18 protein-coding genes are annotated in these 19,427 nt (G+C 65.6%); 8 read left to right on the top strand and 10 right to left on the bottom strand.

Annotated features, from left to right (window positions below):
* Positions 1-45 precede the first annotated feature (45 nt).
* Complete coding sequence (mqo, locus tag ACFVUS_RS30970) at positions 46-1,560, top strand: malate dehydrogenase (quinone) (RefSeq protein ID WP_387774393.1); 1,515 nt, start codon at positions 46-48, stop codon at positions 1,558-1,560.
* A 36-nt stretch (positions 1,561-1,596) separates the two neighbouring features.
* Here the strand turns inward: mqo and ACFVUS_RS30965 are convergent, their stop codons facing one another.
* Positions 1,597-2,592, bottom strand: a complete 996-nt coding sequence (locus ACFVUS_RS30965) for an aldo/keto reductase (RefSeq protein ID WP_387774390.1) — start codon at positions 2,590-2,592, stop codon at positions 1,597-1,599.
* Positions 2,593-2,739: 147 nt separating this feature from the next.
* On the bottom strand, positions 2,740-4,260 hold the full coding sequence (locus ACFVUS_RS30960; RefSeq protein WP_387774387.1) for an AMP-binding protein: 1,521 nt from the start codon (positions 4,258-4,260) through the stop codon (positions 2,740-2,742).
* A 433-nt stretch (positions 4,261-4,693) separates the two neighbouring features.
* Here ACFVUS_RS30960 and ACFVUS_RS30955 point away from each other — a divergent pair, with 433 nt between their 5' ends.
* Together ACFVUS_RS30955 and ACFVUS_RS30950 are read left to right on the top strand one after the other, a co-directional pair.
* Positions 4,694-5,917 carry a hypothetical protein gene (locus ACFVUS_RS30955; RefSeq protein WP_387774384.1) on the top strand — a complete coding sequence of 408 codons (1,224 nt, stop codon included), beginning with the start codon at positions 4,694-4,696 and terminating at the stop codon, positions 5,915-5,917.
* Between the two features lie 121 nt (positions 5,918-6,038).
* Positions 6,039-6,494, top strand: a complete 456-nt coding sequence (locus ACFVUS_RS30950; RefSeq protein ID WP_387774381.1) for a hypothetical protein — start codon at positions 6,039-6,041, stop codon at positions 6,492-6,494.
* Between the two features lie 8 nt (positions 6,495-6,502).
* Here ACFVUS_RS30950 and ACFVUS_RS30945 read toward each other — a convergent pair whose 3' ends face one another.
* A complete protein-coding gene (locus ACFVUS_RS30945; RefSeq protein ID WP_387774378.1) occupies positions 6,503-7,393 on the bottom strand; it encodes a class I SAM-dependent methyltransferase in 891 nt (296 codons plus the stop codon).
* A gap of 96 nt (positions 7,394-7,489) precedes the next feature.
* Here ACFVUS_RS30945 and ACFVUS_RS30940 point away from each other — a divergent pair, with 96 nt between their 5' ends.
* The gene (locus ACFVUS_RS30940; protein ID WP_387774375.1) at positions 7,490-8,617 is read left to right on the top strand and encodes a tetratricopeptide repeat protein; all 1,128 of its coding nucleotides are present in this window, start codon (positions 7,490-7,492) and stop codon (positions 8,615-8,617) included.
* A 13-nt stretch (positions 8,618-8,630) separates the two neighbouring features.
* Here the strand turns inward: ACFVUS_RS30940 and ACFVUS_RS30935 are convergent, their stop codons facing one another.
* Positions 8,631-9,788 carry a hypothetical protein gene (locus tag ACFVUS_RS30935; protein ID WP_387774372.1) on the bottom strand — a complete coding sequence of 386 codons (1,158 nt, stop codon included), beginning with the start codon at positions 9,786-9,788 and terminating at the stop codon, positions 8,631-8,633.
* Between the two features lie 232 nt (positions 9,789-10,020).
* Between ACFVUS_RS30935 and ACFVUS_RS30930 the strand changes: the two genes are divergently transcribed.
* Positions 10,021-10,275, top strand: coding sequence for a hypothetical protein (locus ACFVUS_RS30930; protein ID WP_387774369.1), 255 nt, complete (start codon positions 10,021-10,023; stop codon positions 10,273-10,275).
* A gap of 22 nt (positions 10,276-10,297) precedes the next feature.
* Here the strand turns inward: ACFVUS_RS30930 and ACFVUS_RS30925 are convergent, their stop codons facing one another.
* The 5 genes from ACFVUS_RS30925 to ACFVUS_RS30905 form a co-directional block, all read right to left on the bottom strand.
* Positions 10,298-10,705: a VOC family protein gene (locus ACFVUS_RS30925; protein WP_387774366.1), complete on the bottom strand. Its 408-nt coding sequence runs from the start codon at positions 10,703-10,705 to the stop codon at positions 10,298-10,300.
* Between the two features lie 33 nt (positions 10,706-10,738).
* Complete coding sequence (locus ACFVUS_RS30920; RefSeq protein WP_387774363.1) at positions 10,739-11,353, bottom strand: dihydrofolate reductase family protein; 615 nt, start codon at positions 11,351-11,353, stop codon at positions 10,739-10,741.
* A gap of 75 nt (positions 11,354-11,428) precedes the next feature.
* Complete coding sequence (locus tag ACFVUS_RS30915) at positions 11,429-12,271, bottom strand: DUF6597 domain-containing transcriptional factor (protein WP_387774360.1); 843 nt, start codon at positions 12,269-12,271, stop codon at positions 11,429-11,431.
* 211 nt (positions 12,272-12,482) lie between these two features.
* Entirely contained in the window at positions 12,483-13,466 is a 984-nt protein-coding gene (locus ACFVUS_RS30910; RefSeq protein ID WP_387774357.1) for an LLM class flavin-dependent oxidoreductase, read from the bottom strand.
* The gene (locus tag ACFVUS_RS30905; RefSeq protein WP_387774354.1) at positions 13,463-14,185 is read right to left on the bottom strand and encodes a PaaI family thioesterase; all 723 of its coding nucleotides are present in this window, start codon (positions 14,183-14,185) and stop codon (positions 13,463-13,465) included. The genes ACFVUS_RS30910 and ACFVUS_RS30905 overlap by 4 nt, the downstream gene beginning before the upstream one ends.
* 90 nt (positions 14,186-14,275) lie before the next feature.
* Here ACFVUS_RS30905 and ACFVUS_RS30900 point away from each other — a divergent pair, with 90 nt between their 5' ends.
* Both ACFVUS_RS30900 and ACFVUS_RS30895 read left to right on the top strand, forming a co-directional pair.
* The gene (locus ACFVUS_RS30900; RefSeq protein WP_387774351.1) at positions 14,276-15,073 is read left to right on the top strand and encodes an SDR family NAD(P)-dependent oxidoreductase; all 798 of its coding nucleotides are present in this window, start codon (positions 14,276-14,278) and stop codon (positions 15,071-15,073) included.
* 170 nt (positions 15,074-15,243) lie between these two features.
* Positions 15,244-16,701 (top strand): MFS transporter, encoded by a 1,458-nt coding sequence (locus ACFVUS_RS30895; protein ID WP_387774348.1) that lies wholly within the window; start codon positions 15,244-15,246, stop codon positions 16,699-16,701.
* A 12-nt stretch (positions 16,702-16,713) separates the two neighbouring features.
* Here ACFVUS_RS30895 and ACFVUS_RS30890 read toward each other — a convergent pair whose 3' ends face one another.
* Positions 16,714-17,577 carry a DUF1206 domain-containing protein gene (locus tag ACFVUS_RS30890; protein WP_387774345.1) on the bottom strand — a complete coding sequence of 288 codons (864 nt, stop codon included), beginning with the start codon at positions 17,575-17,577 and terminating at the stop codon, positions 16,714-16,716.
* 207 nt (positions 17,578-17,784) lie between these two features.
* On the opposite strand from ACFVUS_RS30890, the gene ACFVUS_RS30885 reads away from it, so the two are divergent.
* Positions 17,785-19,416, top strand: a complete 1,632-nt coding sequence (locus ACFVUS_RS30885; protein ID WP_387774342.1) for a GMC oxidoreductase — start codon at positions 17,785-17,787, stop codon at positions 19,414-19,416.
* Positions 19,417-19,427: the final 11 nt, after the last annotated feature.

Here is a 19,427-nt window from a genome sequence, read left to right as displayed (position 1 = left end):
GCGCAGGAGACGATGATGCGCGTACCACGATCCGGGAGGAGCACGATGAGTCCAGCGCACACCGCAAACGCGAAACCGGCTGTCCCCGAAGAGATTACCGATATCGCGTTGATCGGCGGCGGCATCATGTCCGCGACATTGGGCGCGATGATCGCCAAGCTTCAACCGGCCTGGTCCACCGTGCTGTTCGAACGCCTCGATGAACTCTCGGCCGAAAGCTCGAATGCGTGGAACAACGCCGGGACAGGCCATTCGGGGATGTGCGAGTTGAATTACATGCCCGACCCGGACGACCCTGCCAAGGCCGAACAGATCGGCGCACTGTTTCATCTCTCGCGCCAGTTCTGGGCAGCGCTGGTCGCCGACGGCGATATCGCCGAGCCCGCGGCGTTCATCAACCCCACCCCGCATGTGAACATCGTCTTCGGTGACCACGACGTCGCCTACCTGCGGCACCGGTACGTCACACTGCGGGAATTGCCAGTGTTCTCGGCGATGGAATACACCGAGGATCCCGCGGTAATCGCCGACTGGGCACCACTATTGATGGAGGGGCGCGACCGAACCGAACCGATCGCCGCCACCCGATATCGGGATGGTACCGACATCGATTTCGGCGCACTGACCACGTCACTGGTCCAGGTGATGACCGCACACGGGGCGCGAGTACGAACACGTCACGAGGTCACCGGACTGCGCCGCGGACCGGACGGGATGTGGACGATCACCGGCCGCGACCGAAACACCAAGCAACGGTTCACCACTCGGGCCCGATTCGTGTTCGTGGGGGCGGGCGGTTACGCACTCAAGCTGCTCCAGCGGGCCCGCGTCACCGAAGTCAATGGCTACGGCGTCTTTCCATTCGGCGCGCAGTTCCTGCGAACCGACAATCCCGAGATCGTCGCTCGCCACGACGCGAAGGTCTACAGCCAAGCCGCACTGGGTGCGCCACCAATGTCCGTGCCACACCTGGACAAACGCATCGTCAACGGCCAGGAATCGCTACTGTTCGGGCCATACGCCACCTTCAGCACGCGACTGCTCAGACATGGGCGACTAACCGACCTGTTCACCACGGTACGCATGCGCAATATCGCAGTTCTGCTGGCCGTCGCCGTTCAGAACCTTGCCTTGGTCGGCTACCTGATCGGACAATTGCTTTCCACGCGACGCCGCAAATTCGCACAGCTGCAACGCTTCTACCCCACTGCCGACCCCGCCGACTGGTACCCGGTTCCGGCCGGGCAACGCGCGCAACTGCTCAAACCGCACCCACGCACCATCGGTGCACTCACCTTCGGCACCGAATTGGTGACAGCGGCGGACGGCACCATCGCCGGACTCTTGGGCGCATCTCCGGGCGCGTCGACCGCCCCGGCAATCATGGTCGACCTACTCAGCAGATGCTTCCCGGACGAAACACCCGGATGGGAGCCTCTCCTGCGCACGATGATGCCCGCCATCACGACACCCGTAGCCGCACACCAGGATCGTGTCGATGACAACCTCGCCCGGACGGGGCAGATTCTGGGTTTGACCCGCGTCAATCCTCAGCGTTGAGCGCGAGACGGGATCCCGGTTCGGCGCGAAAGCCGTTCACTCCCAAGGCAGTTCCGCGCGGACCTGCCAGTAAGCTTCGGCGGGTTCGGCGAGAACTGCCAAGGTGGCCAATGTGTCTGGGGTGAGGGGGAATTCGGTGGCGCGGAGGTTGGAGGAGAGTTGATCCAGGGTTGCCGCGCCCGAGAGGACGATGTCGGCCCAGGGTTGGGCGGCGGCTGCGGCCAGGGCGAGGGCGTCTTCGGGTACGCCGAGGGTGGCGGACTCGGTGCGGAGTGTGGACAAGGCGGGGCCGAGAGCGTTGCGGGCGGCGAGGCGGCCGTTGGCCATCGCCTCCTTCACCACCACCAGCCATCCGGCCGAATGTGCTTCGGCCAGAGCCGGACCCGCCGAGGGCTCGAGCAGATTCCAGGTGGACTGGACTGCGGCGAATACCGGACGCCCAGCCGCCGTCACCTCGAGCGCCGCACGAACGACCTGGGCCTGCGCTGGTCCGCTGGTCGACAACCCGACCCGCACGCCCTCCGCCGCCAGCGCGGCCAATCGGGCCAGCAGGGTCGGATCGGTCAATGCCGGGCTGTCCGGGGTGACCGAATGCACCAGGTACACATCGGGATTGCGGCCCAGTGCCGTGCGAGTCTCCCGGATCTGCCGATCGAACACCTCGACCGCGTGCTTTTTCACCTCGTGCACCGGAACCCCGGAGGTCTGCCAGTCCGCGGTGTAGGTGTAACCCCATTTGCTGCCCACGACGACAGCACCCGCGACCTCGGGCCGCTCCGCCAACCACGCGCCGACGAATTCCTCCGCCCGCCCGTACGAGCGCGCCGTGTCGAAGTATCGAACGCCCGCCGCCCACGCCGCATCGAGCAGCGCGTGCGTCCGGGCACGCAGCGCATCTACGCTGCGATCGGTGGGCAGGTCCAGATCGCGCCCGAGGGTGATGTAACCGGGCCGCCCGACCGCGGCCGTACCCAGCCCGAACCTCGTGATCGCCGCGGCGGCGGAGCGTTCGATGACCGGCTCGGTCGACATATCGGTGAATCCCTTCGATGCGGTTGCATTACCCGCACCGAATTCTGCCACCAGCACATCAAGGGCTAACCGGACGGGACCGCAGCCCGGGTACAACCTCATCCGCGTCCTGCATGCCCCACCGGCCAGCACTCCTTAGGCCACAGCTCAGAGCAGCTGCTCATCCTCCGAGAACTGTTGGCGCAGTTTGAATTTCTGCAACTTGCCGGTCGCGGTGCGAGCCAGTTCGGTGCGGAATTCGATGCGTTTGGGGGACTTATAACCCGCCAAATGAGTGCGGCAGTGCGCGATCAGCTCCTCTGCGGTCACCTCGCGTGAGGTCACGACCAGGGCGGTGACGAGTTCGCCCCATTTCTCGTCGGGGATACCGATAACCGCCGCTTCCCGGACCGCCTCGTGCAGCAGCAGCACATCCTCGACTTCGATCGAGGAGACGTTCTCACCGCCGGTGATGATCACATCCTTCTTGCGGTCGGTGATGGTGAGGTAGCCGTCGGCGATCGTGCCGCCGTCGCCGGTGTGAAACCAGTTGCCCGCCAAGGCCTCTTCGGTGGCTTGCGGGTTGTTCCAGTAACCCAGCAGGTTGTGGTTGGACTGCGCCAGCACCTCACCGGTCGCGTCGACGTCGACGCGCACACCCAGCGCCGGTGCGCCCGCGCGGCCCAGCAGGCGAGCCTGTTGCGGTGCGGGGAGCTCGTCCCATTCGGCGCGCATACGCGAAATCGTCAGCAGCGGTGAGGTTTCGGTGAGGCCGTAGATCTGAATGAACTCCCAGCCCAGATCAGCACGCACCTGCTCGATCACCCGGGTGGGCGGCGGCGCACCGGCCACGATCGCCCGCACCCGATCACGTCCGGGAATCGGGCCCTCCCACGTCCGCGCGGCATCCAGGACCGCGCTGATCACCGCGGGAGCCGCGCACAGGTAGGTGACGCCGTGCTCATCGATCCGGCGCAGGATCTCCGCGCCGTCGATCTGGCGGATCACGACCTGTTTCACGCCCATCGCCGTCGCCGCGAAGGGCTGGCCCCAGCCGTTGGCGTGGAACATCGGCAGCGTATGCAGGTAAACATCGCGATCGCTGACCCCGGTGTGCCAGCCGAACACCGTCGCATTGAGCCACAGATTGCGATGGGTCAACTGGACGCCCTTGGGACGTGCGGTGGTACCCGAGGTGTAGTTGATCGTCGCGGTCGCGGACTCCGAAATCTCCTGCCAGGCAGCGGGTTCGCGTGACTCGGACCAGATCTTGTCGTCATCCTGGCCGAAGATGAACTTCACCCGGCAATCGACCTGATCCACCACCGACTTCAACGCCGGGTCGACCATGAGCACCTCGGCCCCGGAATGCTCGACGATATAGGCGATTTCGTCGGTGGTCAGCCGGAAGTTGATGGGCACCAACACCCTCCCCCACCCGCTCACCCCGAAGAAGCTGCTGAGCAACCGCGCCGAATTCTGCGACACCACCGCCACGCGCGCACCGACTCCGACGCCGAGCCGGTCCAGCGCGGCGGCCTGCGACAACGCGCGGTCCCGCAGCTGGGCGTAGGTGATCTCGCCCCAGGAGGTCGCCGGTTGATCGGGTTCGTCGACGATCGCCACCCGGTCCGGATACACGGTGTGCGCGCGATCGAGGAAGTCATTGACGGTGAGCGGAAACTGCATCGGGCATCCTCTGAACGGAACTGCGCAGGTACGGGCTTCGAGCATGGGTTGAACAAGTCATAGTGTCGCCTGGATCGACCCTATGCGGTTCCGCATTCGGGCAACCACCACCGCCGTAGGCAGGCCCCCCTGTCCTGGCTGTTCTTTTGCCGCAGTGGGCGGACGACCCCATGTCGACTTTTCATAAATAGATGCGCATATTTCAGTATTGATATCTATAGCCAGGGAGAACCCGTACCGACGCGAGCCCTCGGGCCTAGTCCTCCGCCGGAGCAATACGCCGCAGGAATGACGCGAAATGAGCACTGCGAGCGATATCGGGAGCGCATTCGGCACTGTTAGCGTTCGGCCTATGCCCCCTTCGGCGCTCGACTCGAATTCTGCTGTGCGACCGGATGTTCCGACCGAGCACGCGTGGACCCCATTGGGGAGAATGGCATTCAGGTTGCTGTTCGCCGTCGGCGGGTCCGCACTCGTCGTATTCGCGTACGGCAATGTCATCGGCCTGAATTTGCTGATCATGCCGCTCAAATCGGCGCTGGCACAGGTCGGCAGTGTGCTCGTGCGCGGGAATCGCGTCGTCGTGGATACCTCGAACAGCGGTGACACGCTTGGGGATTGGTGTGCGCTGGCCGGATGTCTGCTCGCCGGGATAGCGGCGGCGATCCTGTGGAGTGCGCTCGATCGCAGGCGCGACAACTACCGGAGCGCGGCGCGAGCGCTGTTCGAGGTCGCCCGTATCGGTCTCGTGGTCGAGTTGATCGCCTATGGGCTGGCGAAGGCGATTCCCATCCAAATGGGTTATATGACCCAGCCCGCGCATCAACTTCCGCTGGTTGGTGATCTGGGATTGAAGGACACGTTGTGGACCTTCATGGGGGCATCGGATGCGTATTCGATCGCCACGGGGCTGGCCGAGATCACGGCGGGAATGCTGCTGCTGTGGAGGCGAACGTGGCTCGCGGGCGGCCTGCTGGCCATTGTGGCCATGGCGCAGGTCTTTCTGCTCAACCTTTGCTATGACGTGCCGGTCAAAATCGTTTCGGGAACGCTGCTGGCGACCGCGATCGCCCTCACACTCCCCCACTGGCCGAACGTGGCAAGAGTTCTCACGAACATGACGCCTCTACCCCCGCGGCGACTGTGGCCCGCGCCGGGCACCAGATCGGTTCGCATCGGGGCGGCATCGCTCGGATACTTTGTCGTGCTGGCACATACGGCGCTCATAGCAGCTATCGCCGTCCCGGCAATCATCGATATGCACTCCCCTCGCTCACCCCTGGACGGTCAATGGGAGGCGATATCGTTCACCGTCGACGGTGTGCCCGCGGCACTGACGGGTCAGGAGCCGGGCCCCTGGGCGAATGTGGCGATCACCGATCGCACCGACTACACGAGTTTCGTCAGCCAGACTCCCCAGGGCGCGACCACCCTGTGGGCGCTGGAAATCAGCGACGGCACGCTGGCCATCCGTCAGCGGCTCTCCGACACACCGACCAACATTCGATACCGATTAGACGGCGACACCCTGGTCCTAACCGGCACCATCGACAACCACAGCATCGAAGGGCTGTACCGCAGCCGCGTCATGGAACGGGCGAACTCACACTTCCGGCTGGTGCAACCCGGCCCCGATGACAACCTGCCGACCTCATGACCAGCGGAAATTGGCACGTGTCGTCATAGCGGATATCGGCTGATCGACGGGTGGTGCGGATACGGTGGTTCCACGATTCCGGAGTGTGCCCGTCGTATCGGATGGAACACGGAGGTTTGCATTGCATCGCACCGCATTCGCCCGCCGCGTCGCCCTCTTCGCCATCGGAATCATCCTGGCAATGCTGCCGGTTACCGGCATCGGCCATGCGGCGGCTTCGATCAGCATCGGCGATGCCATTGTCGCAGCGGATGACCACAACTCCGAGGCGACGGTATCGATCACCTACTCGTGCGATCGGGACCGGGAATTCAATCGGATCTGGGTGTATCAGCGCGGCAATGTCGGGGGTTCGTTCGAGGGTGATACCGAGTGCGATTCGCAACCCCATACGATTGCCGCGGTGGTGCCCAGCAACGATATTCGGTTCCTCGGAGGGGATTCGAAGAACCAGTCCGATCCCGCGTTCTTCGCGGCCGGTCAGAGTCTGGACCTCGAGGTACAGCTGCAACAGACGCGCGGGCTCAATGCCTCGGAGTATGCGAATAAGATCGTCGAGTTGAAGAGGGCCCCTTAGCGCCGTCTTCAGCGGCTCGCGCGCAGTATGCGAACCGGGCGCAGGGCCTGGGGTGGTTTACCGCTGAATTCTGTGGAGCCATCGAGATACCCCGCGATGAGATCCGTTGCGGCGCGGTCGTCGGTATCGGTGAAGCCGAGCGCGCGCAACTCGGCGGCGATGCCCTCCTGTGTGAAATAGCTGAACCAGGGTTCACCGACAGCCCTTGCCCGATCCGAGCGCTCCTGTAGCCGCGCGCGATCCTCATCGGTGTCCGCCGACCGCAGGTAGTCGAAGATCACCTCGGCCGGTGCGGGTTGACCGGCGATGTATTCGAGGGTGGAGCGGGCAGCCTCCGGGGTCAAATAGAACACGACGCCGAGCCACAGGAATACCGCCGGAGCCGACCGGCTGAATCCGGCGGTCTCCAATTGGGTTGCCAGCGAATCGGTTTCGAAATCGACCGGCACGAATGTCAATCGCTCGGGTATGTCGATACTCGATCTGGCGAGGCGTTGCCGCTTCCAGGTCTGGGTCGCGGGATGGTCGACCTCGAATACCCGCAGGCCGGGATGCGGGTTGCGATATGCGAAGGTATCCAGGCCCGCGCCCAGTATCACGGCCTGCCGCACACCCGCGGCAACCGCATCGGCGACCCGATCTTCGGCGAACCGGCTACGCGCGGCGAAGAACAGGCGGCGTGACCGATCACTGACCCCTATTCGCAGGACCCCCAGACCCGCATCACCACCGGGCCGATCGGGTCCGGGCTTACCCACTTCGATCAACTCATCGACGGTGATGCCCAGCAACCGCGCCGCGAGCGGATCGGTGAGAATCGTTGGCCGGTCGGCGATTTGATGATAGGCACGGGCGTAGGCGGTCGTGAGCGCCGTCCGACTGGGTCCCTCATGCTCCATACCCGAACAAACTACCCACCGACACCCGGCGAACACCATATATTCGATATGCGGTGCATGAGCCCGAGCCCGGGTGTGCGGCTTCGGGCGGGGCGCATGCGGCCGGAGGAGGGGGTCCAGGTGCCGTATATCGTTGGTATAGGCCAGATTTGGCGAATCAAACGGGCCGCGGGCCGCGGTGACACCGATGCAATGGCTCGACTCGCGAGCGTGCTGCAAGCGCAAGGCGCGGCCGATGAGGCGGAGTCGTGGCTTCGGCGGGCCGCTGACCTCGCGAACAGGGATGCCATGACCAGCCTCGCGAACCTGTTGAATGGACGGGGCGCGGTGAGCGAGGCCGAATCGTGGTTCCGCGAGGCCGCGGCCCTGAATGACATGTATGCCATGCACAATCTCGGGGTGCTGCTACTGCAGCAGGGTGATGCCCGCGAGGCCATGTCGTGGTTCCGCGCTGCGGCCGAACGCGGTAGCCCCGGCTCGAAACGCAATCTCGAGCGCCTGTCCGAGGAACCGAAAGAGGCTGGGGCGCAAGACCGCGCGGCGGCGCACGGGGATACCGAAGCGATGAACGAGCTCGGGGACTCGCTGGCTCGACGAGGTCGGTTACGCGAGGCCGAGTCCTGGTTCCGCAAAGCCGCAGGGCGCGACCACACCGGTGCGATGTACAACCTCGGGTGCCTGCTCTACGAGAACGGTGAAGTAAGCGAAGGAAAGTCGTGGCTCGACAAGGCCGCCGCACGCGGCAACGCCGATTCGATGCGCAGCCTCGGGGGTCTGCTATTCGACCGCGGCGAGGTGAATGAAGCGCAATCATGGCTCCGCCGCGCAGCCGAACTCGAGCACCCCGAGGCGATGAACGCCCTCGCGGGACTGCTGCTTCAGCGAGGCGAGCCCGACGAGGCCGAGTCCTGGACCCGCAAGGCCGCGGCCCATGACAACCCCGCGGCAATGTACAACCTCGGGGTGCTGTTGGCAGGCCGGGAGGAACTGAACGAGGCAGAGCCTTGGTTCCGCAAGGCCGCAGCCTGCAACCGGGACGACGCAATGCACAATCTCGGTGTCCTGCTGTACAAGCGGGGTGAGCTGAGCGAGGCCGAGTCCTGGTTCCGCGAGGCCGCGGCTCGCGGCAATACCGGTGCCATGAATGCCCTCGGCCGCCTGCGCAAGGAACGCGGCGAACGCGGCGAGGCGAAGTATTGGTTCCGGCAGGCTCGGTCCTCGTGAGACCTTCGCCCGCTTACCGGTGCCGGGCGTAGTCCGGATAGCGTCGCGCCAATGCGGCATCGAATACGGCCACCAATTCGGCCGAATCCGGCGGGGCGAACTTGGGGCGCTTCGAATACCATTGCAGCAGTTCAGCGCTGGCCTGTGGGCGACCGTTCTCGATGCCCAGGACCGCGACCGCACGCAGGCGCGTCCAATCCGGATTCACCGGGTCGCGGGCGATTAGCGGATTTCCGGTTGGCGCGAGGGCGAAGAGTTTGTCCATCGAATCCCGCGCGTCCTGCCATAGGGCTACCGGGCCGCGGACGTAGTTCATGAAATTGCCGACACACCAGTCCAAGTCGGTCTCAGTGCTGAGGTAGATCGCTCGGCTGGGATCGCTCCGATTGTCAAAATATCCGAACGGGACCGACTCGACCTCGTCATCGCCCAGCAGGCCTTGCTGGGAAACCGATCGCGCCATTTCACCCGCCGCGGACGACGCCAGCCACGCCGTTCCTCGGATAGCCAACTGTCCGCTTCCGCGATGGATCCAAGCCTCGATGACCGGGGTCATTCCGACGACCTCCCCTTCCGGGGCCGCGAACCACAATCTGCGGGATCGGAGCTGTCGGCCCTTGAACGATTCGACCGGCTGCCCGTTCAAAGGCGTTGACACCGAATAACCCGCCTGCGACATGGCCTCGGTCAGACTGTCGCGCACCAGGTCCAGCAATCGCGCGGCACCGGTCGCCCTGGCCTGCGGGGTTGGCTTCGGCGCGCTCTTCGCCGAAGCCTGTCTGCGCAGTACCCGGAACGGTCTGCCGGCTTGCGCCGTCAGATCCAGCAGCTCTTCGAGCCGAGCGCAGTCGATCACGGTCAGGTCGTAACCATCAGCGTCGAGCTCCAAAGATATTAGGGCGAAGCCGATTTCGAGGCAGTGCTCGCCGATCTCTTCGAGCAGCGACATCGTATCGTTGGTGGCGTCCCAGTCCAGAGTGGTGTCGCCGACGAAATCGGCGTACCAGCCCCAGCTGAACGCGGTGGGGAAGGCGCGCAATTCGCTGAGATCGCTACGAATGTCATCGGGGTCCGACCGCCAATCTACGTAGGTGCTCAGGCCGGTGTCGTTCAAACTTGATCGCAGGTCGTCGTACGGATCGTCCCCGCCGCTCAGGATCGCTTGGGCCACAACGGTGCGGGTTGGTGCTATACACCGAGCTACCGCCGCCCACGCGTGTCGGGCATCGTCGAATTTCATTGCACCCCTTCGCATCCATACCGAGAGAAATCTACTCGTCGACTACGACATGCCTGGCGCAAGAGCCCCCGAAGATCAGGGGCATCGAGTGTCGGGGCTGTTGGGGGGTGGGGTGGGGGTTGAATACTGGCTCGCGCCAGGTTCGAGACGTTTTGGGGTAGTTATGAATTCGAAGAAGATTGTTGGGGCTTTTGCCGTGGCGGCGGCGCTTTGTGCGCCCTTGGCGGGGACCGCGCAGGCGGCACCCGTTGACGGGGTGCAGTCGGTCGATGGGGGGTTGCTCTCGGGGTCGGCCTCGTCGCAGTCGGGGATTCTCGGGCCGCGCAGTGGGTCCGCGTATCAGACGCTGAACCATCTGGTGTGCGTGCTTTTCCACACCAGTCTCGACGGGTCGGTGGGCATTATGCGCTGCGACTGATCGGCGTGAAAGCGGTTGCGGGCTAGAGTATTTCAGGGGCCGGTGGCCCGAGTAGATCCCACCGGTTCCCTGAGATGTCGAGGAAGACTGCCACCTGTCCGTAGGGCTCGGTCCGCGGATCGGTCACGAACTTCACGCCGGCATCGCGCATGCTGCGATATGCCTCGGCGAAGTCGGTGACCCGGAGAAAGAAGCCGACTCTCCCGGCGGCCTGCTCCCCGATCGCACGGTGTTGCCTGTCCCCATCCGCTCGCGCGAGCAGGATTGCGGTGGTCGCACCGGGTGGGCGAACCACAACCCATCGCTTGGGTCGACCATCGTTGGTCCGTGCGGGCGAGTCTTCGACGAGATCGAAACCGAGGGCGCCGACGAAGAATTCGATGGCGGGGTCATACTCCTCGACGATGATCGCGATGAGCTCCAGATGCACGCTGCGAGCGTAGGCCGGCCCACCGACATACTCTCAGCGCCTGACCTTGTATTTCAGGTGCAGTACCCGCTCGCCTTGGATGACGACGTGGGGATCTTCCAGGAGGTGCTGGCCATCGATGTCGCCGAAGTAGCGTTTGCCGGATCCGAAGATCACCGGGACCACGTCTATCGCGACCTCATCGATCAGACCGGCCGCGAGGATCTGGCTGCCGACCTGTCCGGCGTTCACCGCGACGTTGCGGTCACCGGCGAGCTCGCGCGCCTTGGCTATCGCGGCCGTGATGTCGCTGACGAAGTGATAGGACGCCTCGGGGTGCCAGCCCTCCGGTTTGGGACGGTGCGAGACCACGACCACGTGGTCACCGGCGGGCGGCTCTCCCTCCCAGCCGTTCACCAGGTCGAACAGGGTGCGGCCCATGACAATCGTCCCGATCGACGCCCACGTGTCCCGGACGTAGGCCGCCGAGGCGCGCGAGACGCGGAATCCGCTGCCGGTGCTGGAGTGGTCGAAGCCTTCTTCGCGCGCAGGCTCGGCGATCGGGGTGTCACCGCTGAAGTACCACTCGTGAAGTGGGCCGACATCGTCGTTCTTATCGGCGATGAAGCCGTCCACCGACATCACGTTGTGCATGATCACCGTACTCATTGGTTCTCCTCGGGTCGCTCCTGCAATGGCCTGTGCGATTCTGTTCCACCGCGGGGTGTCCTGGCTTGTAAAAAATCACTCGGCGGGCATCGGTCCGGCGTCCGGCGGGAATCCGGCCGCGGCGGGAAATCTGCGCCGCAGCCGGAGGTATTCGGTGGGGGTGTGGCCGGTGAAGTCCTTGAATTCGCGGCTGGCGTGCGCCTGGTCGAAATAGCCCGCGGAGTGCGCGAATTCGGACCAGTCGACGGGTCCGCGCGCATCGACGGACAGGATCAGGCGGGCGAAGCGGTAGATTCGCGCCACCCGCTTGGGCGTGAGACCGACATGCGATTTGAACTGTGCGGCAAGGTGATTGCCGCCCACCCCGGCGTCATCGGCCAGTGCGGTGACCGGGACCGCGCCATTCGACCGCTCCAGCCGCGCACCGGCGAAACTCACCAAATCAAGAGTGCGCGAGGGTGTTTCGGCGAGGCGAGCTCGTAGCTCGCGCTCCACGAATCCGAGCGCGTCAGCCGAGGTGGTGACCTCACCGAGCTGATTACGCAGACGGTCCAGCGCGCGCTGCCAGACCGCGTCGACGGGCACGCATCGATCTCGTAGCTCCGATGCCGGAATGTCGGTGAACGCCGAGAGCCCCCAGGGCTTGAAATGCACTCCGACCAGTCGCACCCGAGCCGGATACTCCAGCAGGAAGCGTTTGGTCCATAAACCCATGAACCACCCGTCGACCAGCGTCGCCGGCTCCGCCGAACCATCGCCGTCCCACATCCGGACGGGGCCGCCGAGATTGATGAACAGGTGCGCCGAGGGCATCGGCGGTACCAGCACGCGACGATGGCGCGGCACCCCCGACAGACAGTAGATATCGTCGATGTACTCATCGAGCGGCGGGCCGGGAACCCGGCAAACGTAGCGCACCTCTCCAGTGTCGATGATCTTCGAGCAGGTGTCTCCGAGTGTTCGGCGAACCGGTGCTGGAAATGGGAGATATGTCAGCCCTGGGGCCTATGGTGCGGCATCGACGATCTCCCGCCCGGCGACCACGTCCTATCCTTCGGCGACGAATACCAGCCGGGCGGCTTCTGGGTGCACGCCCACTACGCGTTGAAGATCGTCTGATCGACGCCTCTCACTTCCCGGCGGCGGCCTCCAGGGTTGTTTCGATTGTCTCCCAGGCTATTCCGGGAGGGAGGACCACCATCTGGATGTCGGCCCCGGATGCCCAGATATCCAGTTTCGCGCGGAGTTCCGCGGGTGTGCCATAGGCGGTGAGGGCGTCCAGTGCGGGGTCCGCTTCCGGCGGTACGACCGAGCTGGTCGGGGTGGGGCGTGGGTTGGCGGCTCGGATGGCTTCCACGGCATCCTTGTACCCCTGGTTCGCGATGAGGTCGGCGTAGCCGTCGCCCATTGCGCAGATGTACCAGGCCAGGCAGCTGGCGACGATATCGCGGGCCGAGCGGCGGTCGGCGGCGGCTGCCGCGAAGGCTCCGGCGGTGATGGTGAGCGGTGGGCGGCCCGAACGTAGTCGGCGCAGTTCGTCAGCTCGTTCGCGCATGCGCTCGAGGGTGAGGAACAGGGGGTACCACCCGTCGGCATAGTCGGCGACGATCCGGGTGGTGAGGTCACCGGTGGCCGCGATCCAGATCGGCAGGTCCGGCGCGGGGGCCAGTCCCAGGCGCAGGGCGCGCGCCTGTCTGGTGGGATCGATGCCGACGCGGTTGCCCGCGAGGATGCTTCGCACTTCGCTCGCCACCTCGCGCAGCTGGTGTGCCGGTCGATCGAACGCGATGTCGTGCAGGCCCTCGGTCAGGGCTCGGCTACTGGCTCCGAGACCGAGAATTGCTCTGCCGCCGCTGATTTCGTTCAGGGTGGCGGCGCTCATCGCGAGCGCGGCGGGGGTGCGGCTCCATACCGACAGCACGCCCGCGACCAGGGAGATGCGTGAGGTGCGCGTGGCGATCTCGGTCAGTAGCAAGGTGGCGTCGTGGGCCCATCCTTCGGCGAGCGAGAACACTTCGTAGCCGAGTTCCTCGGCGCGCAATGCCGTCGCGACGATGATCTCGCGACGGGTCTCCATCGGTGTGAGTGCGACACCGAGGCGGCGGGCGGTCACAGCGAAATCCAGACGGTGCGCGCGGCGGCCATGAGCTCGCCGTCGGAGGTGTACAGCGCGGCACCGGCTTTGACCTTGCGGCCGTCGCGTTCGCGAGCCCAGCTGACGATCTGGCAGGGCTCCTGCGCGGCCGGTCGCCGATGGATGGTCGCGGTCATGCGGCCGAGGACGGCGATCTCACCGGGCGTGAGGCGGTCGTATGCCGCCCAGCCACTCGGGCAATCGAGTGCGGCCCAGACGAATTCGGGGTGTACGAGACCGTCGATGCCGGTCAGTGATGCGTCCGGGGTCCAGCGATCGGCGAGCACCTCGCGACCGGGCACCCGCCGGCTGAAGATTCGCAGGCCGTCCCCCGGCGCGCGATCGGGTCCGCAGGTGAAGCAGGTTCGGAACGGGTGCTCGCGGTCGGTGAAGACGGGCGGGGCGTCGAATTCGAAACCGGCCACGGCGGGCTCGAGATCGTCGAACTTCTCGATGACCGGCTCGGCGACTGCGACGGTCTGGCCTTGCTGATCGGTGAGCGTGTACCGAGTGTCCTCGGATTCGACCCGCAGCAGCACATTCAACGGTGGCGGACGGCGCAGCGTCACCTCCACGGTGTCACCCGGCGCGAGCTGAGCCAGCGCACCGGATGCGTAACCGCCGTTGGCACTGTCGGGCGGCCCGTTGAAGCGGGCGGGAAACGTGAGAGCCATATCCGGTAGAACGGCTCGTCCCATGATCGGGTTCGATGCGCGCCGCCCCGCGGGTTCGGATCAGGACGAGCAGGACCGGTCACCGGGGTCGAATGTGTTGTTAGCGTTCGCCGGATGGATCTGGAACTGGTTGGTAAGCGCGCGATTGTCACCGGCGGCAGCCGCGGTATCGGGTTGGCCGTGGTGCGGGCACTCGCGGAAGAGGGCGTTGATGTGGTGATCGCGGCCCGCGAGCCCGAAGCGCTCGAGGCTGCCGCGCGTGCGGTGTCGGAGGCGACCGGCACGCGCGTGATCGCGGTGCCGACCGACACCGGCGACGATGAGCAGGTGCGGCGCTTGGTCGAGCGCACCGTGCGGGAATTGGGCGGGGTCGACATTCTGGTGAATTCGGCGGCGACACCGTGGAGCGCGGGCGCGGGGGCCGATCTCGCCGCGACCTCGGATGAGGTGGTGCGCCGCGAGGTGGAGATCAAGGTGCTCGGCTATCTGCGCACCGCGCGGGCGGTCGCGCCGCACCTGGTCGAGCAGGGCTGGGGGCGCATCATCAATATCAGCGGACTCGGTGCGCGCCAAGCCAATTCGATCGCGCAGACCATTCGCAATGTCGGGGTGTCGGCGTTGACGAAGAACCTCGCCGATGAGCTCGGGCCGCACGGGATCAATGTGACCGTGGTGCATCCGGGGCTGACCCGGACCGAGCGACTGACCACGCGGCTCACCGCGGAATCGCAGGAGAATGGCACCCCGATCGCCGAACTCGAGCAGGCGGCGGCGCGCAATTCGCTGCGCCGGGTGATCGATGCCTCGGAAGTCGCTGCCGTGGTGACGTTTCTGGCGTCGCCGCGCAGTGTCGCGATCACCGGCGATGCCATCGCGGCGGGCGGCGGGGTTCCCGGGCCGGTCTACTACTGACCGGCGGACGCCAATAGCCGTTGCCACACAACGGCTATCGGCGGACGCGGTGATTCGCCGAACGCGGTACCCGGTGCAGCGATCAGCCCGAGCGTAAACCTGTTGTGAATACATGATCGGGTACAACATCATCGGATGAATTGTGCGCAGTCGGCCGGGACCATGCCGCGATGACCGAAACGACGGCGACGACCCCGGGCGGGTACGCGGATATCGCGGAACCGGCCGACTCGGCTACCCGCTGGGATGAACGTTCGGCGTTGTGGTCTTGTCTCGGTGCCGGTTTCGCGACACTGCTCGACAGCGCCGTGGCCGCGTTCACCGCCCCCGCGGTGCAATCCTCACTCGCGCTGGCGGATTCCGATATCCAGTGGTTCCTGGCCTCGTTCTCGCTGATGTTCGGACTCGGGCTCGCACCCGCCGGGCGGCTGGGCGACGCCTACGGACGACGCGGATTGTTCATCGCGGGGCTCGCGCTGTTCCTGGTCGGTGGCATCGCCTCCGCGACCGCCACTGGTGCCTGGTCGGTGATCGGCGGGCGGCTCGTACAGGGGTTCGGCGCCGGGGTCATCAGCGCCCAGGTGCTCGCGGTCATCCAGGACACCTTCACCGGTCCGGCCCGGCTACGCGCACTGGCCGGATACACGGCCGCTGGAGCGGCCGCCGCCATCGTCGGACCGATGGCCGCCGGGCTGGCGCTATGGCTCATTCCGCCCGAATTCGCCTGGCGGATAATACTTCTACTACCCGTGCCATTCACGATCGCGACCATCGTGTTCGGCTTCCGGGGGCTACCCCGCTCCCCTCGGGTGCGACGCACGATCGATCTCGATGTGCCCGGTATCGCCGCGCTGGGCCTATTGGTGGTCCTGGTGACGATCCCGGTCATCGACCCCGGTCTTCCCGCACACACCATCGCGGGGGTGATCGCCGGGTGCGCACTGCTGCTCACCGCTCTGGTGTGGTGGGAGCGACGGTACGCACGCCGGGGCAAGCTGTCACTGTTCGCACCCGCGCTGATGCGGTCGCGCGGTTATGTGACCGGAAATGTGGTGGCGGCGCTGTGGTTCGGGTCGGTACTGGCGTTCGGCACGATCAAGACCGTCTACTTCCTACAGGTGTGCGATATTCCCGCACTCGCCATCGCGCTGGCGCTCATCCCGACGGCTCTCGCGCGGATGGTGGCGGCACGCTGGGGGCAACGGCTTTTCGTGACCCACGGCCCGGCACTGGTCACCTACGGACTGGTGGTTCAGACCGCCTGTTTGGCGGCCAGCGCGGCAGCGGCACTGAGCTGTGACGGATGGGCGCTGTTCCTTATCCTTTCGACCATCCAGATCGGCTCCGGGTTATCCGGTGGCGTGGTGGAACCGCCGCTGCGCGTGGTCACCCTGGCATTTTCGCCGCCATCGCTGCACGGGGTCGGCGCGTCATTTCTGCAACTGACACAGCGTCTTTCGGCAACCTTCTGTATCGCGCTCACCACCGGTGTGCTCCTCGCATTCGGCGGGACAGCATCGACGCGGTCGCTGCTGTGGGCGGTAGTGCTGTGCGCCGCCGCGTCGGCGGCGGCCACGTTCGCTTCGTTCTCGCCGCACTTCCGAACCGATTCACCGCTCGCACAGTGAGACTCGTGACCGCTACATCTTCACGTATCGCGCCATGACGAAGCTGTACAGCCCGTAGGTGATGATGCCCAGCCCTGCCACGACAAGCAGAACCATGCCGTAAGGCTGCGCCCCAAGGGTTTTGAACGCGCCATCGAGCCCAGTCGCCTTATCGGGTTTCGATTGGACAGCGGCGAGGATGACCAGCGCTCCGGCTGCCCCGATGGCCAGGCCCTTCGCGATGTATCCGATCATGCCGAGCCTGCGCACGAACGCACCGGTGGAACCTTCGAGATCCTCCAGGAAGTTCTTGGTCGCGCCCTTGTAGACGTGGTAGCCACCGACTCCGATGATGATCAGCCCGGCGATGACCAGGGCAACCGTGCCCGCGGTGTGCTGCATGACGCGCGCGGTGAGCCCGGCGTTCTCACCGCCGCTGGATTTGCCGTGTCCGCGCGCGAATCCCAACGCGGAGAAGGCGAATGCGAAGTAGACCACGGCGACGGCGAACGCCTTGAAACGATCGACGGCCTTGGACATCGTGCTGTCGGCCTCGGGTTTGGACGCGCTGCCCAGTGCGGCTTCGGCGACCCGCCACAGCGCCATCACGAAAAACCCGACCGCGGCTATCCAAAGAGCGATGGTGCCACCGGGTTTGGCCGCCAACTCGGCCATCGCGCCGGATTGGTCGGCGGCGCCGCCCGCCCCGCCGAACGCGATGCGGATGGCGATGTAGCCGATGAGCAGGTGCACGATGCCGCTCATGACAAAACCCGTGCGGGCGAATCGCTCGAAGACGCTGTTCTGGGCAATCCGGCCCAGGGTGGACGACGAGTTGTCCGAGGACGCCGACGGTGAGCGGGTGGAGGGGGCCTGGGCGGAATTGGTGTCAGGCATGATTCCTTCTTCGCGCTGATCGAGGGGGCTGCATACGCCGCATACCCGGTCGAATCCGCCCAAATCACATGGCTGCCCGATTCGTGGCCGAACAGGTCAACCGTTGGTCGGCTGTCGTCATTGCCGGGGCCGGGGCGAGTTTGGCAGCGTCGCAGGGGTGACGGCACTGCGGTCGTCGGCCGCTCCCACGGAAATGACGGTTTCGCGATGCATCACGATTTCGACTGGCTGGTCATCGGTTCCGGCTTCGGGGGCAGTGTGTCGGCGCTGCGGCTCAGCGAGAAGGGCTATCGGGTCGGGGTCCTGGAAGCCGGAAGGCGGTTCGCCGATGACGATTTCGCCGAACGTGCTTCGCAGGTCGGGCGGTACTACTTCCTGCCCGGGTTGAAGATGCGCGGGATTTTCCGGCCGACGCTGTTCAAGGACGTGTTCGTGGTGACCGGTGCGGGAGTGGGCGGCGGATCGCTGACCTACGCGAATACGCTGTACCGCAGTCGGCCCGAGTTCGCCGCCAATCCGCAGTGGTCACGGCTGGGCGACTGGGCGAACGAACTCGCGCCGCATTACGAGGTGGCCGAACACATGCTCGGCGTCGTCGACTATGACGTCGATGGACCCGCCGATACCCTGCTGCGCGAGTACGCGAGCGAGCATGGATTCGGTGACACCTATGCGCGCAGCCGGGTCGGGGTGTTCCTGGGTGAGCCGGGAAAGACCGTGCCGGACCCGTATTTCGACGGCGACGGCCCCGATCGCACGGGCTGTGTGCGCTGCGGCAGCTGCCTGCTGGGGTGCCGGCACAATGCCAAGAACACCCTGGACAAGAACTACCTGTGGTTCGCCGAACAGCGCGGTGCGACGATTCTGCCGCAGCGCACCGTGATCGATATCCGCCCACTCGGCGCGGCCGACGGCGCTGACGGATACGCGGTGACCACGGTGGCGACCGGACAGTGGTTCCGTCGTGACCGGCGGGTGCATACCGCGCGCGGTGTCGTGGTGGCGGGTGGCGCGCTCGGAACGAATCGATTGCTGTTGCGCTGCAAGCTATCCGGATCGCTGCCGGGATTGTCGGATCGGCTCGGGACGCTGGTGCGCACCAACAGTGAATCGATTCTCGCGGTCACCGCACCCGATGACAGTAATGATTTCGCACGTGGATTAGCCCTGACCTCGGGGGTGTATCCGAGCTCGAGCACGCACATTCAGCCCGTAACCTACGGTGCGGGAGGCGATTTCATGTCGCTGCTGACCACGCTCGCCACTTCTCGCGGCACCCGGCGCACTCGGCCGCTGTACTACGCGGGCACGGTGCTGCGCCATCCGATGCGGTTCGCGCGCGCCTCACGCATTCGGCATGCCTCCCGACGCACCGTCCTGCTGACCACCATGGAGTCGGTGGACAATTCGATCTCGCTGCGGGTGCGCTTCCGGCTGCCCACCGGATATCCGGTGCTCACCACCGAACAGGATCCGAATCACCCTATCCCCCGGTTCATTCCGGCCGCCTACGCGGCCGCGGCAGCCATCGCGGACAAGATCGGCGGGGTGGTTCGGGCGGCGGTGCCCGAGGCCATCGCCTCGATACCCACCACCGCACACATTCTCGGCGGCGCGGTGATCGGCGAGTCCGCCGCCACCGGTGTGGTCGATGCACGACATCGAGTGTTCGGATACCGGAATCTGCTGGTGTGCGATGGGGCGGCGATCCCGGCGAATGTCGGTGTGAATCCGAGCCTCACCATCGCGGCCATGGCCGAACGGGCGATGAGTCTGCTGCCCGCCGTGCCCGGACGTGAACTCCCGTCGCCGATCAGGTTCACCACCTCGCGGAGCTGATGGGACGGCTG

It is taken from the genome of Nocardia sp. NPDC058058 (genome assembly GCF_042885355.1).
Taxonomy (GTDB): Bacteria; Actinomycetota; Actinomycetes; order Mycobacteriales; family Mycobacteriaceae; genus Nocardia.
Note: the sequence above shows the minus strand (reverse complement) of the source record. Positions and strands in the feature narration are given on the sequence as shown.

Excerpts from the sequence above, each read along its gene's own strand:
- mqo (WP_387774393.1), top strand. The coding sequence starts at position 46 with ATGAGTCCAGCGCACACCGCAAACGCGAAACCGGCTGTCCCCGAAGAG.
- ACFVUS_RS30965 (WP_387774390.1), bottom strand. The coding sequence starts at position 2,592 with ATGTCGACCGAGCCGGTCATCGAACGCTCCGCCGCCGCGGCGATCACG.
- ACFVUS_RS30960 (WP_387774387.1), bottom strand. The coding sequence starts at position 4,260 with ATGCAGTTTCCGCTCACCGTCAATGACTTCCTCGATCGCGCGCACACC.
- ACFVUS_RS30955 (WP_387774384.1), top strand. The coding sequence starts at position 4,694 with ATGGCATTCAGGTTGCTGTTCGCCGTCGGCGGGTCCGCACTCGTCGTA.
- ACFVUS_RS30945 (WP_387774378.1), bottom strand. The coding sequence starts at position 7,393 with ATGGAGCATGAGGGACCCAGTCGGACGGCGCTCACGACCGCCTACGCC.
- ACFVUS_RS30940 (WP_387774375.1), top strand. The coding sequence starts at position 7,490 with ATGCGGCCGGAGGAGGGGGTCCAGGTGCCGTATATCGTTGGTATAGGC.
- ACFVUS_RS30930 (WP_387774369.1), top strand. The coding sequence starts at position 10,021 with ATGAATTCGAAGAAGATTGTTGGGGCTTTTGCCGTGGCGGCGGCGCTT.
- ACFVUS_RS30920 (WP_387774363.1), bottom strand. The coding sequence starts at position 11,353 with ATGAGTACGGTGATCATGCACAACGTGATGTCGGTGGACGGCTTCATC.
- ACFVUS_RS30905 (WP_387774354.1), bottom strand. The coding sequence starts at position 14,185 with ATGGGACGAGCCGTTCTACCGGATATGGCTCTCACGTTTCCCGCCCGC.
- ACFVUS_RS30900 (WP_387774351.1), top strand. The coding sequence starts at position 14,276 with ATGGATCTGGAACTGGTTGGTAAGCGCGCGATTGTCACCGGCGGCAGC.
- ACFVUS_RS30895 (WP_387774348.1), top strand. The coding sequence starts at position 15,244 with ATGACCGAAACGACGGCGACGACCCCGGGCGGGTACGCGGATATCGCG.
- ACFVUS_RS30890 (WP_387774345.1), bottom strand. The coding sequence starts at position 17,577 with ATGCCTGACACCAATTCCGCCCAGGCCCCCTCCACCCGCTCACCGTCG.
- ACFVUS_RS30885 (WP_387774342.1), top strand. The coding sequence starts at position 17,785 with ATGCATCACGATTTCGACTGGCTGGTCATCGGTTCCGGCTTCGGGGGC.